15 protein-coding genes are annotated in these 18,277 nt (G+C 53.3%); 6 read left to right on the plus strand and 9 right to left on the minus strand.

Going from position 1 to position 18,277, the window contains the following annotated elements:
• Positions 1–96: 96 nt before the first annotated feature.
• From C5Y83_RS19620 to C5Y83_RS19635, 4 genes are all read left to right on the plus strand, one after another.
• Positions 97–906 (plus strand): TrkA C-terminal domain-containing protein, encoded by an 810-nt coding sequence (locus C5Y83_RS19620; RefSeq protein WP_105331443.1) that lies wholly within the window; start codon positions 97–99, stop codon positions 904–906.
• 82 nt (positions 907–988) lie between these two features.
• Positions 989–1,897: a hypothetical protein gene (locus tag C5Y83_RS19625; protein WP_105331444.1), complete on the plus strand. Its 909-nt coding sequence runs from the start codon at positions 989–991 to the stop codon at positions 1,895–1,897.
• Between the two features lie 65 nt (positions 1,898–1,962).
• Complete coding sequence (locus C5Y83_RS19630) at positions 1,963–2,730, plus strand: hypothetical protein (RefSeq protein WP_105331445.1); 768 nt, start codon at positions 1,963–1,965, stop codon at positions 2,728–2,730.
• Between the two features lie 117 nt (positions 2,731–2,847).
• Positions 2,848–3,111: a hypothetical protein gene (locus C5Y83_RS19635; protein ID WP_105331446.1), complete on the plus strand. Its 264-nt coding sequence runs from the start codon at positions 2,848–2,850 to the stop codon at positions 3,109–3,111.
• Positions 3,112–3,124: 13 nt separating this feature from the next.
• Here C5Y83_RS19635 and C5Y83_RS19640 read toward each other — a convergent pair whose 3' ends face one another.
• Positions 3,125–4,243: a DUF1570 domain-containing protein gene (locus tag C5Y83_RS19640; protein ID WP_105331447.1), complete on the minus strand. Its 1,119-nt coding sequence runs from the start codon at positions 4,241–4,243 to the stop codon at positions 3,125–3,127.
• 136 nt (positions 4,244–4,379) lie between these two features.
• Between C5Y83_RS19640 and C5Y83_RS19645 the strand changes: the two genes are divergently transcribed.
• Together C5Y83_RS19645 and C5Y83_RS19650 are read left to right on the plus strand one after the other, a co-directional pair.
• On the plus strand, positions 4,380–5,732 hold the full coding sequence (locus C5Y83_RS19645) for a hypothetical protein (RefSeq protein WP_146117843.1): 1,353 nt from the start codon (positions 4,380–4,382) through the stop codon (positions 5,730–5,732).
• 73 nt (positions 5,733–5,805) lie between these two features.
• On the plus strand, positions 5,806–6,876 hold the full coding sequence (locus C5Y83_RS19650; protein ID WP_105331449.1) for a peptidylprolyl isomerase: 1,071 nt from the start codon (positions 5,806–5,808) through the stop codon (positions 6,874–6,876).
• 23 nt (positions 6,877–6,899) lie between these two features.
• Here C5Y83_RS19650 and C5Y83_RS19655 read toward each other — a convergent pair whose 3' ends face one another.
• Genes C5Y83_RS19655 through C5Y83_RS19690 form a run of 8 tightly spaced genes read right to left on the minus strand, consistent with a single transcriptional unit; the run spans position 6,900 to position 18,182 of the window.
• The gene (locus C5Y83_RS19655) at positions 6,900–7,835 is read right to left on the minus strand and encodes a hypothetical protein (RefSeq protein ID WP_105331450.1); all 936 of its coding nucleotides are present in this window, start codon (positions 7,833–7,835) and stop codon (positions 6,900–6,902) included.
• A complete protein-coding gene (locus C5Y83_RS19660; protein ID WP_105331451.1) occupies positions 7,832–11,566 on the minus strand; it encodes a hypothetical protein in 3,735 nt (1,244 codons plus the stop codon). The genes C5Y83_RS19655 and C5Y83_RS19660 overlap by 4 nt, the downstream gene beginning before the upstream one ends.
• Positions 11,567–11,599: 33 nt before the next feature.
• Entirely contained in the window at positions 11,600–14,269 is a 2,670-nt protein-coding gene (locus tag C5Y83_RS19665; RefSeq protein WP_146117844.1) for a hypothetical protein, read from the minus strand.
• 15 nt (positions 14,270–14,284) lie between these two features.
• The gene (locus C5Y83_RS19670; RefSeq protein ID WP_105331453.1) at positions 14,285–14,710 is read right to left on the minus strand and encodes an ExbD/TolR family protein; all 426 of its coding nucleotides are present in this window, start codon (positions 14,708–14,710) and stop codon (positions 14,285–14,287) included.
• Between the two features lie 57 nt (positions 14,711–14,767).
• Entirely contained in the window at positions 14,768–15,184 is a 417-nt protein-coding gene (locus tag C5Y83_RS19675) for an ExbD/TolR family protein (protein ID WP_105331454.1), read from the minus strand.
• Positions 15,185–15,209: 25 nt separating this feature from the next.
• Positions 15,210–16,004 carry a MotA/TolQ/ExbB proton channel family protein gene (locus C5Y83_RS19680; protein ID WP_105331455.1) on the minus strand — a complete coding sequence of 265 codons (795 nt, stop codon included), beginning with the start codon at positions 16,002–16,004 and terminating at the stop codon, positions 15,210–15,212.
• Positions 16,005–16,018: 14 nt separating this feature from the next.
• On the minus strand, positions 16,019–17,164 hold the full coding sequence (locus C5Y83_RS19685) for a hypothetical protein (RefSeq protein WP_105331456.1): 1,146 nt from the start codon (positions 17,162–17,164) through the stop codon (positions 16,019–16,021).
• The gene (locus C5Y83_RS19690) at positions 17,148–18,182 is read right to left on the minus strand and encodes a vWA domain-containing protein (protein WP_105331457.1); all 1,035 of its coding nucleotides are present in this window, start codon (positions 18,180–18,182) and stop codon (positions 17,148–17,150) included. Before C5Y83_RS19690 ends, C5Y83_RS19685 begins: the two co-directional genes overlap by 17 nt.
• Positions 18,183–18,277 lie beyond the last annotated feature (95 nt).

Consider the following 18,277-nt stretch of genomic DNA (forward strand, 5'->3'; position numbering starts at 1 on the left):
CCTTACATTTTCCGCATCTGGCGCGGCGTTTGCTTCTAGTAAGAAGAGAAGCATTCTTAAAGAGTTTCGCACCAGAAAGAGGTGAAAACAGTCGTTATGGCGTCGTTTCTTCCCATATTTTCTTTGCTGCTGGTCATCGTGATCTCGCTAATGGTCGTTCGCGTCGCGACGATGGCTTTGGTTCTGACTGGTATCTCTCAACAGCTCGCACAATTTCAAGCACGTTCCGCATTCACTGGCTCTGGCTTTACGACTTCCGAATCTGATCGCGTGGTGCAACATCCCGTGCGCCGGAAGATCATCATGATGCTGATGCTGCTTGGGAATGCTGGGATTGTGACGGCAGTCAGTTCGTTGATGCTTTCGTTCGTCCACGCCGGAAGTGAGACGTCATCTTACCTGTGGATTCGTTTCGGCTTCCTGGCCGGTGGGATCTTTGTGCTATGGATCATTTCGCGTAGCGAATGGGTCGACAAGCGTTTAAATAACCTGGTCGAGATGGCCCTGCGACGTTGGACTGATTTGGAAGTTTGCGACTATTCCAATCTGTTGCACTTAGGTCACGGCTACACCGTGGTCGAGATGGAAGTTGAGAAGGAGGATTGGCTCGCCGAACGTGAGCTAGCGGCACTCCGACTTTCCGAGGAAGGCGTGTTAGTCCTTGGTGTCGATCGACCTGGTAGTGATTATATCGGCGCGCCACGAGGGTTTACGAAACTGCAAGCAGGTGACACCGTGATCTTGTATGGTCCCAGTGAGATCTTAATGAATCTTGATGAACGTCGCGCAGGCTCTTCCGGAAACTGGGATCATCACAAAGCGGTTGATCGCCATCTACAAGCCAAAAGAGAGCAAGAGGAGCAGGAACTTGAACGCGAAGCGGAGCCGGAACAGCCCACGAACTAGTTCAGCACCTCCTCCCTCTGTTTTGACGCATCGAGTTGCTGGGCTATGATCAGACCAGTTGTTTATCGAGCGTGAGGTAGGCATGAACAAGCGGGATGGTTGGAAGGCAGCTTGCAGTCGGGCGTCTCCTTACGCTCCGGTTGATTTCGATGAAACTAGAAGCGAACGGTGGTCGCTAACCTACACTCTGCGATGGGCTGCTCTGGTGGGTAGCGTTGTTCTGATTATCGCACACCTATTAGTTGCTTCTCGTCTGTTTCCTCTCGCTCTGCACGTACCAGCAATGCTTCTTGGTCTTTGGCTTGCTGCCGGACGCGGTAAGTTTTGGATTCGACTGATATTTGGCGTGATCGGAACGTTTATGCTGATGGCGACCATCACTTCATTCATTCAGGAAGGTGGATTTTCAATCGCCTTGGCGGTAATTGTGACTTTGATTCTCTCGATCGCCACGACCGCATTAATTATTGGATTTTTAATCGCGACATTCACATCTTGGGGAAGGCGACCACGACACATTTCGCTTAAGGAAATTGCGTCAACGATTGTCGCGTTAGCGTTGTGCTTCTCGGCACTTCGAAGTGCGTATGATCTCAGCGATGGGGGCTATTTGTGGGATCGAGTTGTTGAATGGGAGATCTTGGCAGTTGCTTTAGGAATTAATGCTGTCTTCGCCGCGTTTCCGTTTCTCATGAAATGCGACTCACCTCGCATTCGGATGTGGCTGCTTCTCATCCCTGGATTGATTTTAATTGTACCTCTTTGTTGTATTTTTGTTTTAAATCACTTCGGTCGGACGGTACCGTCAAGTGTAGATACGTTTGGAATCTTTCAATTTGCGACGGTCGAGTTTCTTATAGTATCCGTGCTATTGAATTACGGTTTGGGGCTCTTCGGAACATCGCTATTTCAGCGGGCCCCCGAAGAGGAATGCCTAGACCGCGAAGAATCAATGACTACGACCAGCCTCGGTCCAGAAGAGAGACCATAAGCCAGCCCGAGAGCAAGTCAGCATTCCTTGCCGCTGAAGCGCTAAATGCAAATCGCACGACCGAAGTGATTGATGACGGTTCCGAGACGGAAGGGCACGACGTATTGGTGTGGGTCGAATTGCTGGGAGCTGCTGTATTCTCGTTGAATGCGTTTATCCCGATCTTTTCGCCGCTGTTAACAGGCCTGTGCAGCGTATGGTTGATATTAGGTCGATTCAATGTTTGGCAACGAATCGGTGTTGTTTCTCTCGCCGTTTTGATTTTGGGGCTGGGTTCTGCAGAATTGTATCTGCTGCTCGTTGCTATCGTTCTGATTACCGCAATGATGACGTTCAGCTTGTCACCGATCATTTCGATCGTAACGCGAACTCCGTGTCGTGGCTCACAGTTTTCGTTATGGCAGCTAGGTGGATTGACGATAATAATGGCCGTGATCTGCGGCATACTGAGGTTGATCTTTGAGCAGCACTCCATGTTCATTTTCGACACGAATGCAGCTATCGTTTTGACGCTCCAAGCGATTGCTGTCTCGACCAATATCATCTTGGGAAGCCTAAGCGTTTTCATGCCAGAACGTCATCGCACATGGCGACTATTCTATCTGTCCGCCATTTCAGTACTCATCGCCATGCCGCTGATTGAGATCTTAGTAGCATTTGGATTTGGGTGGGGCTGGGGCATGGCAGCATTGATCGAGTTGATGCATTTTGGGGGTGCCCTGTTCCTATGGCTGCTACTATTTCCGATGGAGCTTGCCGGTTTGTTTGATGTGGAAGTACGTCAAGACGACGGCCCGATCGTTCCTTCGCCCGTACAAGATCCGCTCGACTAGCTGGCCAAATCCGGGCACGATTTGTGAAGTCTCGCTAGAATCAGGTTTTCAGAATGTCGCCGTTTCGAAGCGGATGACGTGACGAATAAATGGAACCGCCTCAAACAGAAGAAGAGAATGAGCCGCCGCTGGACGTTGATCCTATTTATCGGTCTGCTTATAGGAACTTACATTGGTTCCTACGCATTGCTTTCACGCACGGGCATTCAGAAGGCCGCTCAGCACAGTTCCGAATTCTATTTCTTTGTCGAACCCACGACCTCGGAGTGGACACAGGTTCATTATCGATTGATCGAGTTTTATGAACCGCTCATTCAACTAGAGCAACTGATGGGCGTCGAACACTCGCCTGCCGCGTGCGCTGAATTGAAGCTCTCGTAGCGGCCAGTGACCGTTAGAGCTTGTGAGGTGATTGTTCAATGTAGCGAAGGAAATACGATTCCAGCAGATTGAAATCGCTTCCGAAAGCATCCTGAAAATCTTGAACGCGCTGCTGGGCCGTATACGGCTCGCCAGCAGGCCGATTTGCGACGGCTTTGGAGTATTGAGCAAATTCACGTGGATGGGTCTCAATGAGGTAAAAGACCAAAGCCCATCCTTCTCCATAGGCGGTGCTGGGACGCTCGTAATAGGCGTCGTCGGTGGCGATGAATTGTTGCAGCGAGTTAGGTTGTCGCTGAGTTTTCATGTATTGCATGAACTCGCTGAGGCGGGCCTTGTTCAAGCGTTCGCGAAACTGCGGATGATTCCGCGAGTCCCAGACACCCGGTGCCTCGAACATGGTTGCCAGGCCTTCGACAAACCACTTGGGTTGTCGCGAGTAGCGGCTATGCACGCCGGTATTGAAGGCCGTTTGATGGGTGGCTTCGTGGATGATCGTCGCCAAGTTCTCGCCCCAGAGCGGATGATTTGGGTTACCGCCGGTAACATCGTACAACGCAACGCGATTGGTCTTGGGCGAATAGTAACCAACCACTCCCTTACTCACACGCATCCCTTCGGAGGCTGCGTATTTCTGGTAGGTCGAGAAATCTGGGAAGACGATTGCCACCAGGGGAAACTCATTCCTCTGCAATGGAATCGCACGAGCTGTGAAGTACTGATGGAACGAACGGTAGAGTTGCTCAAACTGGTTCGCCCATCGGTCTTTCGCTCCTGCGGGATGAACGACCAGGTAGCTGCCAGTGCCGCTGACATCGAATCCACGTCCGAATTCGTCGAGAAGTTTGCCTCGCAGCTGGTTTTGCGGAAGAGGATGGAAAGGTTGGGCGAGCTGCGAAAAATTGGCTGCTTCGCCAGGAGCGAAATCCCATAGCTGTCCATCCCGACCCAGCATGATGACTTGCTCTTGCGAGGCAATCACGGGCGTGGCTTGAATCGTCTCGTCGTTCAGATCCAGCTGGATCATAACCGGGTAGGTTTGGGCTTGAATTGCCGTCGGTGAAAAATAATTGGCAAACAATGCAACGACGAAAGCGAGTGAGGTGGTCGGACTAATTCGTACTGCTAGCATGGCAATTGTTTTGGTTTTCAGGGCGGTTTTCGTCTACCTTATCAGTAAGGTTAGTTCACGATTCGCCGATAGCCCCTGCGGTGGAGGGGGAAACTTTTTGAGATTTCGCTGGATTCGTATGCAAAGTATTCCTAGAATGGACGCTACCTCATCTAAAAACGACCTTATCTGGAATTATTTCCTTACCCTTTTCATGGCCGCGCTTCGCACCGTAGTTTGGGTGGCTCTCGTCTTTGCGCTGACGGGCCCGCTTCTCGCACAAGAATCAGAACCGAATTTGTCCGATCAGGTAAAAGCCTGGGTACGACGACTCGACTCTGACACGCTTGAGGAGCGCGATCGCGCTGAGAAGAAAATCATTGAACTTGGCCACGAGTCGCTGGAGCATCTTCCGCAGGTCAAACCCAATACAGCCGCCGAAACAAAAGCACGGCTACAGCGTATTCGAACCATTTTGGAAAAGGCGCGTGCTGATAGCGCGGCGAAGGCTTCCAAGATCACCCTCTCGGTGAAGGATAAGCCATTCACCGAAATCATCGGAGCGATCGAAGAGCAGACGGGTAACAAACTAGTCGATTATCGCCGCAACTTCGGTCAAAACGCGGACGCGACTAAGGTAAGCGTCGACTGGGAAGAAGTCCCTTTCTGGGAAGCGCTCGACGAATTGTTCGCCAAGACTGGTCTGGAAGCTTACCACTACGCTGGGCAACCAAGCGTGTTGGCATTCGTGGCCCGGCAATCTAGCGGGAACACGAAGAATCCTTTGGTGCGAACCAGCGAGATCTTCCGCTTCGAGCCTACCCGTATCGAGTCTTTCCTAAACCTGTCGGACACCGCGCAGCGCGGAACCTTCATGAATCTCCAAGTCGCCTGGGAACCTCGCGCGACGCCGATTGTCATCAAGATGCCGCTCGATCAGTTGAAGATCGAAGACGAAAACGGCAAAAGTTTGGTTTCGGCTGACTCAGAAGGTTCACTCGACACCGAAGTACTGCAGGGCGTTTCGGCGGTCGACATCCAACTTCCTCTAGGGGGCGTCGATCGAACCTCGCAAAAGATCGCCAAGCTGAAAGGGCAAGTGGTGGCCTTATTGCCTGGTCGCGTCGAGACGTTCACATTCGACAAGCTGGAAAAGTCTCGCAATGTCAAAGATACACGCGGGGCGATTGAAGTCATTTTTGAGGCGTTTCGCCAGAACGGCGATATTTATGAAGCCAGCATCATGCTGCGAGTTTTGAATGATCAAGGCGCGCTCGAGTCGCATCGAGGCTGGGTATACAACAACGAGGCATATCTGGAAGGTCCTAACGGGGAACGAGTCGACATTGCGGGATTTGAAGAGACTTACCGCGACGTTGATTCCGTTGGACTTTCCTACAAGTTTGTTTTGGAACGAGAAGCGAGCGATTACCAATTTGTCTACAGATCACCGGCATCGATCATATCGTTGCCGGTATCGTTCGAATTAACGGATATTCCTTTGCCATAATCGAGAAAGTCACGCCGCGCGCGAGGTATCTTCACGATTGGTAAGGGAAAATGGCATCATTGAGAGCGAGCTTATGTTGTCCAAACCTCGGATCGGATCCCCGACTTTCAGCCTCGTGATGATTTGTTTGATGGTCTTGCCAGAGGCCGCAAACGATAAGAGTTTGTCGGACGATCTTGAATCATCGGCCGGCCCCAATCTTCCGGAAGAAGTGCTCGTCCATCCAACCACTGGGGCCATCGTGCTGGCCAGTGTGAATGATGTTCCCGTTTATGATGTGGAAGTCCAGCGGTACCTAAGTCGCTTGGAAGTCTTTCAAGGGCTGCCGGAACCGACGCTGCAGATATATCGCGCGAGTGTGCTATCCCAACTGGTCCGTCGCCAAGCGGTCTTTGCGTACCTTCAATCGTCTGAATTTCGGGCGACCGAGCAAGAGGTTGATTTGGCCCTCGCGGAGGCTAGAAAATCGCTGAACTCTCGTGGCCAATCTCTGGATGAGTTTCTTGCCTCCGGTCAAGCTGACATGGCGATGCTCCGCCGTAATCTAGCCTGGAAAATTACCTGGGAACGCTATCTCGACAGTTACTTGACCGAAGCAAATTTGCGTCGTTATTACGAACGCCACTACGCCCAGTTCGATGGAACGACGCGACACGTCGCACAGATCTTTCAAGGAGATCCAAGTGACGAGGAAAACTTTGAGTGGGATAAGGCATTTCGTGACACCGTGTTGATTCGTGATCGTATTCAGCAAGGGACGCTGAAGTTTGAGGATGCCGTGAAGCAGTACTCAATGTCCCCCAGTGCTGCCGATGGAGGTGACCTGGGTTGGATTGAATATCGCGGGCCGCTTGATCCACGTATCCACGATGCTGCCTATTCACGACCAGTTGGTGAAGTGGTCGGACCGATTCAAACTCGATTCGGAATCCACCTGTTGTACATCATGGAAGAGAAACGGGGCACGGTGAAGTGGGAAGACATGGTCGATGAAATCCGTGCGGCAGCGGCATCTTATCTGTTTGCCCACGTTGCCGATCGCTACCTATCGGACGCTCGGGTCTTCTATTATGGAGAAGAGGAAGCCAGCGAAATGGACCCAGCCTTGGTCCCCGTGTTTCACAAAGAATTTGTCGCCCCGTAGTTTTTTGCTGGGGACAATTCGCGTTACGGTTCCACCCATTTCCCATTGCGGTAGATACACTGCTTGGGATTGAATTGGGTGGCATTTTGCAGCGAGAGCACCGGCAAGGATCGTAGGAAGCTGTCGTCGAGGTAATAGCCCCATTCCGTTTCCATCTGGTCGTTCGACCCTCGAGCGGTCAATTCGTACTCGGCCGCGACTAACTTTTGTAGCATGTAATTGGGGATGGTCCCTTGGGCGCAGCCTGGACACGTCCCGTTTGCAAGAGCGACGCATTCCTCCGGTGTGATCTTGTTAGTTCCCTGTTTCATGGCGGTGCGTAGCTCTTCGCGTTGCAGACGCTGCTTGGCATCGGCGCGTTTCGATTGCCGTAACAGATGGAATACTTCGACGACCTCTTCGCGCTGCTCATCGTCCAGTGGCACCCCGTTGGCAATCTCGTCTTGCGAGGCGCCCTCTAACAACGAAACGTCGTGCTGGGGACCTAGCAGGTAGGCCATCGCGCGCAGTTGGCGAACCCCCTGAGCATCTTTCATCAGCGGAGACATCCCCAGTAAGGCGCTTCGCCCTTCTTGCTTCGGGTCGAGGTAAGCCGCGATTAAGAACAAACGCGTGGCGGTCTCCATTGCATCGGGATCTGACTTCTTTTCGACCAACTCTTCCGCGTATTCTCGATATGCTTTGGGATGATCAGGTGAGAGCTGTTCCAAACGCGTGGGATTGACCGGCTGTAGCAAGAGTTCGATTTCGCTTCGGTCGATCGTACGATGAATCTCTCCATTGTCGGGCGTTTCAATGCGGAGTCGAATCGTCTTTTCGTCGGAGGATTCCAGGTAACCGGTAACGGGTTCCTTAGCGCCTTTCAAGTAAACTACGGCTGCATCCAGGGTAGTCGTCGAGATCAGCAAAGTGCACATCAATGTGAGCATCAGGCAGGGTGAGAATGAGCGACGAGTCATGCGGCGCCTCCGGTCAGTTCCCAAAATTTGACCAAAGCCAGTTCGCCACTTCGCAACTGCTCGAACAGATTTGCGGAACTAGCATCCCTGGTTTCAAGCTGATTGATCAGTTGTGCCAACGGAGCTTTCAAACGAGGACGTTCCTTGCCAATGCGAAGCGCCATCAGTTTCAACCAAATCCGCTGGCGGACCGCCATGCTCGCGATGGGCGAAGAGCTGAGGTAATCCAACGCGATCTTCTGCCGCGTAATATCTTGCATCTCTGAAGATTCGTTTTCGTTCAACGACATCCCATTCAGTCGACCCTGTTCCAATTCAATCAGACGATCAGCTACCACATCGGGCAATTCAATTCCGGAAAGCTGTTCGGTCGAAATACCTTCAAGGCGTGCATGAAGTCGATAGTGGTCGACCAGCAACGAAGCCGTGTCATTGGCTGCTTTCGACGAAATGTTCTGCGAGCCAGCCGGACTATTACTTCCAAGGCTATCAAGCGCATGCCGCAGGAGAACCGTACGCAGTTCGTCGCGGGCCGAACGGACATCAGTAATCGAGACCGATTCTCCTAGGAGTGCGCTGACAATCTCTTGTAGATCGTCCGCTGCACGGCGAGCCTCAGGCAACTGATCTGCCATGGCCAGTTTGAAATTCGTCCAATGTGAGAACGCACGAAAGCCGACTTGTAGTTGACTTTGTTCGGCACGCGGTTTGGTCGACAGAATATACTGGGCGAGTAGTGAAGCAGTCTCGTAGTCGACATCCTGTACGTCGCCTGCGATGACACAGAGTTCGCGATAGTTGTCGATTCGACTCAGAGGATTCGTCGCGCGGGGAAGTCGCGAAATAAGGGCCTCAGCCTTTGAGAGGGCAGCCATGGCCGCGGTCGAGATTGGCTTGCCACTACTCGAATCATCTTCCCGTTGCGGAGGACCTTTGTCTAATGTTTCCTCGAAGGTCCTTCTTCCCAGGTCACCCATTCCGGCGGCGTGACCAAGCACGGAAAGATAGCTCAACCGAGTTACCTCGTTGGCTAACATGTCGGGCGAGATGTCCGGGGCAACATCCCACGAGAAAGCGGAAGCACGCTGAGAAAACATCCGCTGCATCTCCCCGTCGCTTGCGACAGCCGAATCGAGCCCCAGTTCGGTACGAACTATCTCAGCAGCTTGGATCGGCTTCTCGGCGTCGAGTTGTTGTCCAATTCGCTTGGAAAACATTACGGCAAGTTCGCGCTGGATTTTCTCATCTCGCAGCGACTGGGAGAACGCATCGATCAGCGGTAGCAGTCGTTCTGGTTTAGGGGAATCGATGACGTTCTGAACGGTTGGTTGATAAGCCTCCCAATTATCGGTCAATTTGGTGAGTATCTCCGCGACCAGCGTGCTATCCTTCGCGCTGATCTGATCCTCGGGGAGATAGTTTTTGGCAGCTTGTGAAACTGCGACATGCAGTTGGGCCGCCATGCTCGAATCGTTCGGGATGAGCTCGCGAAGCTTCCGATACTGATCCCGCACCATTTCGTTCATGGTTAATTCCAACGGAGGAATCGCACTCGAATAGGCGATCCCCAATTGCTGAGCGAGTTTGTCGAGAAAGGCATCTCGACGAACGGTAGGCAGGCCAGATTGATCGGCAGCCGTGATGCTAAGGTACGCTTTCTCTAATCGCTGCGCGGGTACTTCAGGCGAAGGAACCGAAGAGTCCTTAAGCGAAATGCCAGCGGTCAGTTCATCGGCGATAGCCGCCACGGCGTCATCACTTGGTTCGTCGCGAACCAAGCCAACAATCGCGTCCCGAACGGCCAGTTGCTGGGACTCATTCGGATGCGAGACCGAAGCATGAACCAGCTCAGGAATCAACGTTCGATAAGCGTTGATGCGACGTTTTTCATCGTCGGTACAGATCGCTGTCAGATCATTCTGCAGTGAGGACTCCTGTTGGTAAAGACTTAGCAATGCGAGCGAGAGTTTCTCTCCCCACCAGGGTTGTCGTTGCCAAACTGGCTTCTTGGGCGCTTCCGTGGGTGTGTCATCGCTCTTGGCGACCGGCTCCGTCGAACCATCGGAGTTGTTTGTCAGCTTTGTCTTTGTAGGTAGTGGTGATCCCTTCGGTGGCGTCGATTCGAGATACACCACATACGCCCCACCTCCGACCAAAAGCGCGAAGAAAGCAGTGAAGATCAAAACGACCTGACGCTGTGTCCGGTGTTTCTTTCGTGTGAAATCGGCAACTCGCTGATCGATCAATTGCTCGCAGCGGCCAGGCGTTAATCCCCACTGTTCTCCTTCACTCATCAACCTTTGACGGTTTTGAATGGAAAGGAATTGCTCCTGGATCAGGATATCGTCGACCAGCGTGCTAACATGCGACCTGGCTTGATCGACGGTGACGAGCCGCAAATCTTCTTCTTGCAAAACGTCTCGTAACGCATGCCAGGCTAATTCCTCATCGATGCCGTGCATGTCGACGCCGATTTGGACTAGCTTCTGAGCAAGTGATGCGATAACGATTCCATGCGCGATGGCTTCGAGTTTGGTACGAACGAATTCCTTGAACGACGCTGCTCGTTGCTGCAGCCGGGTGTCGACTTCGTTCTTCTCGGTTTGTTTCTGAATCGAAGCCAAAGCCGCATCGCGTTGCTCGTCCGTTAGACCAAGGTCGGTCGCAACTTGCGCGATCATGATTCGCGTTAGTGAGTTAACCCCACCCTGACCAGCAATGATGGTCGCGGCTCGCTGCTGGAAATCGACGACGACCTCTTCTGAGGCGGCCTTCTGAGTCGTCTCAGAAGGTTCTTCTGTCTCAGAGATAAGAACATAGCCCTTCTCCTGAGCCACTTCCCGCAAAAGATCATGGGCCAGCACTTCACTAAGTCCAAGCTTAGCGGTTCCTTCCCGGACAAGCTTCTCTTCACGCCGTTGGTTGATACGCTTCGTCGGGAGTGCTTCAAGTGCCTTCTTTAGGTAATGCGTGTACAGCCGACTCGGTGAGTGACGTTTCTTTCGCTCTTCCCTTTGCCGTGCTTCCTCTTCTTCCTCCTCTTGCGCTGCCGTTGGAACCGGTGCTTCAGGTGGGGAAGGTTCGCCTGGTGTGACTTCCGTTTGGGCGGTAACCGCTTCGGCGGTCGGGGCTGGCGGATTGAAATTGCGATCGTCCAACCGACGAAACAGGTCGGATCGAACCGCATGAGGGATCAGCAACTGATCAGCCAAGTAATTAAGCCGCGCCAGGGAACGCTCGTTCCAGCCTTGCTCGTCGGCCAGAACCAGCCGAGCCTGACGTACGAAGTTGTAAAGATCTTGCGGGCGGATTCCAGGGAAGTCATATTCATCCACCAATTCGGACGAGACAAGCGAATCATCCGATGTGTTACTTTCCGGCAACGAGGAAGGTGGTGCCGGCTGGGCGAGAACTTCCGGTGGAAACAGGCCGTCGTCTTCGGAAGTCGCTGCTGCCGTCGTCTCGACTTTGGAGGGGGCCTTAGGGGGAGCTGGCGGGGGCGTTTCTACTGCCGCTGGTCGCTTTGAGGATGGTGGTGGCGAAGAGTAAACAAGGTACATCGCCTCCTGAAACTCATCCCGATCCAAACCATGTTGATAGGCTAGCGCAGGGAGTGTGCTCGGATCGAGACCGCCACGTGATGCCAGAAAGGCTTCAGCCTCCCGGACAAACGCTTCGATCCGCCGCTGGCGACTCTCATCGTAAGGTGATGAAGACGATCCTTGCGCCATTCCAACTTTGGGGTTATGGGAAACGAAAATGACTTAAGACCCGCTGAGGCTAGATATTTGCTCGGCGAGTCCTTTTATTTTATCGCGCCAGGGGGGCAAACCCCAATCAGGGTGCAATAGTTGGAACTGCTCGGCGACCGTTTTTGCCTGAGCCGGGTCAACTTCTTTCAAGCAAGCCAGCTGGTAATACTTCGCTTCAAACCAGCCTTCGCTCCCCTTATCAAGCCCGACGAGCAAGGTTCGCCAGTAGCCGACGGCGGCGGAATAGTTGCCAAGATTGAACTCGACTCTTCCCAGCCGCTGTAAATACTCTTGCTCGGTAGGATAAGCTTCGACCAGGACGCGGAGATGGGTCGCCGCTTGGTGCCATTTGGCCAGTTTCTCAGCGAAATCTGCGGCCTTAGAGCATGCCACCTTGGCGTTTTTGCTTTGTTTGATGGCACCGGCAGTCGAGCCAAGGTGCTTCAGCAACCGGGTGTAAACGGACAATCCTTCGTTTAGTAGATCTTCGCCCGGCGAGTTGGTCGCGGCGACCAAGCGATCAATCTCCAGGGCGCGAATGATGAGTGCCGACTGCTCGTACGGTGTTCCTTGAGCATTATCGAGCAACCACTTCGCGTGTTGGCTCACGTCTGTTTGTTGTTTCTGTTGACGAGCCAGAAGTAACGCTTGGTAGTGGTAATCGATCCAGGCCCGATCGTCTTTGGGAAGTCGTTCCACCAACGCCTTCGCCTCGGCGACACTGGCCGAAAACTCCCCGGCATCGAGTAAGTTCTTTCGAGCAAGGTCCGCGACGTTGAGCACGCAGCGGACGACCCCCGAGATTTGATCTGGCGGTGCCGAGTCAGGTTTCAGCCGCGATTGAAGATCGTTGACGACGTCTTGAAGCTGACGGGCGAGCTCCTTTTGTTCGTCTTCGGAAGCGGCTTGGTCGATCTTTTGCCGAAGAAGATTACAAAGGTCAAACTTCGCGGACCAGAAGTTTGCATCGGAAGAATCAATACCTTGAAGTTGGCGAATCGACGAGGTCATCGACCCGCGCGATTGCTGTAACTTGGCAATGAAATAATCCGCCTTCTGGGCGTAGGGGTGCTCTGGAAAATCGCGTTTGAGATCTTCCAGCACGTCGATAGCCCTCAAACCGAATTGAGGTTGATCCTTGGCCAAGGTCTGATACGAAACAAAGCTCATCCATGCCGCTTCAGCAGCCTTGGTAGAATTCACGCCACGCAGTCCTACGACAGCATCTTGGAAGTATTGGCCTGCTTCAACATACTCTTCCAAGCGATAGCAACACCAACCCAGCGTATAGCGGCATTCGCTGGATGAAGCGAGGTCGTCCTTTGCCTCCGGGGCAGCGAGAGCTTTGGTAAGTTCCGTTTGCGCGAGGCGGTACTCCGCATCGGACATCGACTTTTCGGCTTCCGCAAATTTTTGTTGGCCAATCAGCCACAGCATGTAAAAGCTAGGCGTCTCTTCCAATTCAATTTCGTACTTCTCCATCAATTGGATTGCGGCGGAATGGTGCCCCAACTTGGCGAGGCCGACAAGCCCCAGGACGCCCATCTCATACAACTTGGGATCTGTCTCTTGGGCTCTTAAACCGGTGTCTGCTAACAACACACAGAGGCTTGTTTTGCCAGGCGAACTCGCTCCCTGGTATCCCAGGACAATTGTTTTGGCGATGCCGACCGCTTCTTCTTGCTTGTCCGCATTCAGCAAGCCACGCACGTACCAGTAGTCGGCTTGATCGATGATATCCGGACTTGTTGGTCCGGATTGTAACAACGTGAAGCAGCGGCGGGCATCGGGGAGGTCGTCGTCCAAAATTTCGGCCATCGCCAAACCAATCAGGGCGCGGGCACGCCATTCCTGTTGGAGACCCATGCGGTTCGCATCGGCTCGTTCGTGCCACGCCGTCGTGGCTTGTGGATCGTCGACCAGATCGAGGAGTTGCCGAAAGAGATCAATCGCGATCTTCGTTTCGCGGGCCGTCGCGGGCAAATCGTCGACGAGCACCAAGTAGTAATTCGACCATGCTCCGAAGAATGCGGCTCGTCCGACGACGCCTTCTAATTGTTCATTCTCTTGCTCACGCTCTTCACGTCGCGGGCCAGGCATCAAACGATCGATCTGGTCATATTCCGCTTCAACTCGCTTCTCAAGCAAGCGATGAAATTCAACGAGTTTGGGAGCAATACGAGCGAAAACCTCGCGAGCTGTTTTCTTCGATTCTACGTCGGTCGGATCGTTCAACCAACGCGATGCCGCGGATTCACCACGGTTGTAGTCGGCTTGGAGCAGCATCACTTGAAGCTCTGGAGTATCGGCTTGCGGATTGGCTGCCAGAAAGGCTTCTACTTGTTCGCGATAGTGTTTCGAGCGGGCCGGGTCGTCGGCGTACGTCATTAACTGGGTGGCGTACAGGCGCGAAGCAGTCGCTAACAGCTTTTCGCGCTGCTTCGGCGGTACCGGACGCAGTAAGTATCGTTCGATGAGGATCAGTCGCTGATCGGTCAACTTCAACTTACTAAGATACTGATCAACCCGCCGATACTCGTCCATCATCTGTTGTGGTTCGCGCGGATCGTAGAACGGAACCTTCTGAGCTTTGGCCGCAGGTACCAGCGCAACACATGCGACGACCAGGAAGCATAGTCTTGCTGGCCCGAGGCAACTTCGCATTGGGGTGGCTATTCGCACCGAAAAGATTCTTTCTTACATCTCGACCACGGGGACGTACGATACCCCGGCGAAATCAGCATTCTTGCAGGCTTGAATCGCGGCGGCTGCTTTGCCGTATGGGGCGGCATCGGGGGCGCGAACGTAGGCGCCGTCTGCCTTGTTGGGAAACTTGTCGAGGACTTCCTGTAGCTCGGCAAAGGTCGATAAGTTGTTCGATCCGATCTGATAAACCCAGTTGCTATCGACATTGGCCAAGACAATAACGGCCGGTTCGAGGTCAGTTTGCGAGGCGGTCGCCTTCTCACTCACTTTGGTAACAGTATTTAGGTCGCGCTCGGTTTTGGTGAAGCTGGCGGTGACGATGAAGAAGATCAACAACAAGAACACCACGTCGATCATACTCGTCATCTCGAGCGTGATCTTGCGTTTCTGCGAGCGTTTGCGGCTGGAAAGTTTCATAGGAGTAGTTCTTCAATTATGTAGTTTGTGGTGCGCGGGCTCCGTTGGATTGGGTCCTTACTTCGGAACTTGCACAGCCAAGCGAACCTTCGAGATTCCTTGGCTGGCCAACTGTTTGACCAAAGCGTTGGGAACTTCACATGTCGCGCGTTGGTCGATTCGCACAACCACCGTCACTAGGCCGGGATCACCTCCGTTGGATTCCAATTCCTCGCCCACCAGGAAGGCGACGTCGGCGACTTCAATCTCGTTTCCAGCGACAACGATTTGCCCATCCTGGCGAACGTTCACCACTAGCGATGTTTTCTTTTGGTCTTCGGCTCCCTTCAGTTCCGGCAGCTCCAGCTTCTCGCGATTGGTTTCCGAGACCTGACTGACGGTAATGAAGAAGATGAGCAGCAGGAAGACGATGTCGATCATCGGAGTGATATCCATCCCCTTCGTATGCTGGACTCGTTTCTTGGAGAGTCTCATGCGATTTCGCTCCTAGGGGGAGGGTTTAACGTCGACGACCTAGTGGCGTCAGGATTTGTTCAACCCGTTTCCCAACCTCAGCTACGAGCGAATCAATTCGGTTGCCGAAGTAGCTGTAGGCAACCATGGCCGGAATCGCAACCACCAGACCCAACAGCGTTGTGACCAGCGCCTGACCGATCGAGCCAGCGAGATCTTCCGGTTTCGGCGTGCCCCCAGTTGCGGCGATGGTATTAAACGCACGGATCATACCTAGCACCGTACCGGTTAACCCGAGCATCGGAGCGATCGAGCCGATGAGACCGAGGACTTCTGTCTTGCGGTAGAGACGTGCGGTTTGATCTTCACCAGCTTCTTCAACGGCTGCCTTGTATTCCGCGAACCCAAACTCGGCACCGCGGAATCGTTCCAACCCAGCTTCCACAACGTAGGTTAGTAGCGAAGAATACTCAGGGTTCTTACACAACTCGAGTGCTTCATCGACGCGTCCTTGAGCGATCATCTCTTCCAGTTCGTAAGCGACCCCTTCCGGCATCAACACACTTTTGCGAATGGTGAGGAAGTGCTCGACGATGAACCCAATTGCGACCATCGACAGTAAGCCGATTAAAACACCGACGGTGCCACCATCCATCAGCGTGTCGAGGACCGTTTTCTCTTCGTAATCAGGTCGAGGGACCTCCGTGCTGCCAGTTTCATCCAGCGATAGCGTATCGGGGGAAGGAGCCGTATCTTGAGCCCAAGATTGGACCGCGAAGAGGCCCATCACCAAGACCAAGCAGGAAATAAAGCCCATCATGGGCGTATGTTTGCGTCGCATATCGAAGGTGCCTCTCAAGGGGTGCTAGATGAGTTGAGCTTGGTGCGCAATTGTTCGGCGTGAAGTGTGCCACCGTAGAAGAACAACAACTGGTGGCGTACTCCGGTGACTCTATCGGACTGCTGAATTCGCTGCAGTGCGGTATCGGTTTCCGCTAAAGCAGCGGCTGATAATTCAGGATGTTCGTGACCATAGACTGCCGGCAGGTGCAGTAGATCGAGGATGCCGTTCTCGATGGCTACAAATTCTTTCGATCGCGTACCGGAGACGCCGAGCAAGTACCACGCGACCGGTTGATTCCATCGCTGTAGGGCGTTGATGTTCGGTTCTAAAAGGTCGTGTGCTTCTTGCAAATTCCCTTTTTGAATCAATGCGTAGGCCGAGAGTAAATCGTGCCACTCTTTCACGACGAGATTTCCGCTTCGGATCTTCTTTTCCCATGCCTCTCCCTCTGGGAACTGCTCGGCGGCAATCGCAAGCGACCCCAGGTAAACGAAGACACCATCTGGTGTGCCACTTCCAAGTTGTTTGGCGGCAGCGGTAGCCTGGGGAAGCGCCGTGGCGGCTTTCTGTTTATCGAAGAACAGTGGAAGAAGATCGCCGGTCAGTCCAGTCGACTTATCGAAATCAGGTCGGCGGCTGCCAGGCAGTTTGCTGACCTCTGCTCGGTTAGATCTCAAGATTCTAAGGGCACAGAAGTAAGCTTCCACCGCCGAGGCACGGTCTCCCTCAGCTAAGCGGCCCCACATTGTGGCTAGGCAAACCATCAGGGCAACGTTGCTTTCACGATCTTTGTAGCGTGAAAACACTTGCTCGGCCGGTTCACGAGCCCCCGCATAGTCTCCCACTTTGAGTCGCTGGTGAATACGGAACAGGGGGATACCTAATTCATCGCGGAGACGATCGAAATCGGTTTGCTTATCAGGGCTGACCGTACCCAACTCGATTTCGTACCAAGGAATCAAGTTGTTATCCGTTACTTTGACCCCTTCCTCGTCGAAACCGATGACGGTGACATCTTGGATGAGCGTCAGATCGCGCAAGATCAAACGGTCGGCAAGGGCGGTCGAAGCGGTTCCGATGAGCCAGATCGATAAGCAAAACGTCAGGGATCGAAGTAGCCACGAACCAGCCACCGTTGGCTTAAAAGGCGGAGACATGGCGATAAGTACCTCCGGAGTCCGTGGCGATTTGTCGCATGAATTGTTCCGCCGATTTGTCGAGGAATGAGATTGCATGAATCTTGGCTTTCGAACTACCACCAATATTCATCGCCTTGACCTGGGGAGGCACATCCGGTTCAAACAAACCATCGGTCATGAAGAAGATCGCATCAGGAGTCGGCATCAAGCGGAACGCTTCCTGAAAAGCCGATAGCGGCATGGTGCCCCCCTGAGCATGCACTGTATTAAGCCACTTTTTTACGCTCTCGAGGTCTCGTTTCGGGTTGCGCCAACCTTTTTGTGTGTAAGGAACCGCTTGGCTATTGAAGAAGATAATTTGAAATTCCGACTCGCGTGACATACTGCGGACCGCTTCTAGAATCTCTTCCTTCACGAAGTCGAGTTTGGCACCATCCATACTGCCACTACAGTCGGCGATAATGCAAATTCGCGATCCTTCGGCCCGAACGCCCATGAAGGTCGTTCCAGCGCCGACCGCTCCACCACCACCTCCAATAGTATTTAGGGAATTGGCGGCACCGCCCGATGCTCCGGTAGGAAGTAACTGCGAGAGGCTGACCTCTTGTCCCATGTCGGAAGTGGCCGCCGTGGGAGGTTGAATGTCGGCGACCAATTCGTCGAGACTCGCCGTATCGGATGATTGCTCCATCTCGCTGGCATCAAGGACTTCACCCGAGTTGTCGGTCAAATCAACCCCGGGAAGAGGGCCGATGTTGACTTCCTCCCCTTCTGGAACACCACTGGTATAGTTGCACTGCACCAAGGCGAGCAGAAACAGAAGTCCCCCATGGAACAATAGGGAAGCGAAGCCTGAGATGCTGTCGTTCAGCCAACTATGGAGGGGCGCCTCCTTTTGCTGCTCTTCGGTTTCGTGCAACGTCTCGGCATCGGGAAGACGAACCACATTTCCGCAGTGCGGACATACGACTTCCCCACCCAATTGTTGGGCCGTGGCCGTCAGATGCTTGCCACAATAAAAACAGGAAAGTTGCATGAGGGGAGAACTCGCGAAAAGCCTCAACTCGCAGGCAGGACCGGCAAGCTGCTAAAATCAGAAGAGCGTAGCAGTTGCGCCCTTTATGAGGGGGC

Origin of the sequence: Blastopirellula marina, from assembly GCF_002967765.1 — a bacterium.
GTDB lineage: Bacteria > Planctomycetota > Planctomycetia > Pirellulales > Pirellulaceae > Bremerella > Bremerella marina_A.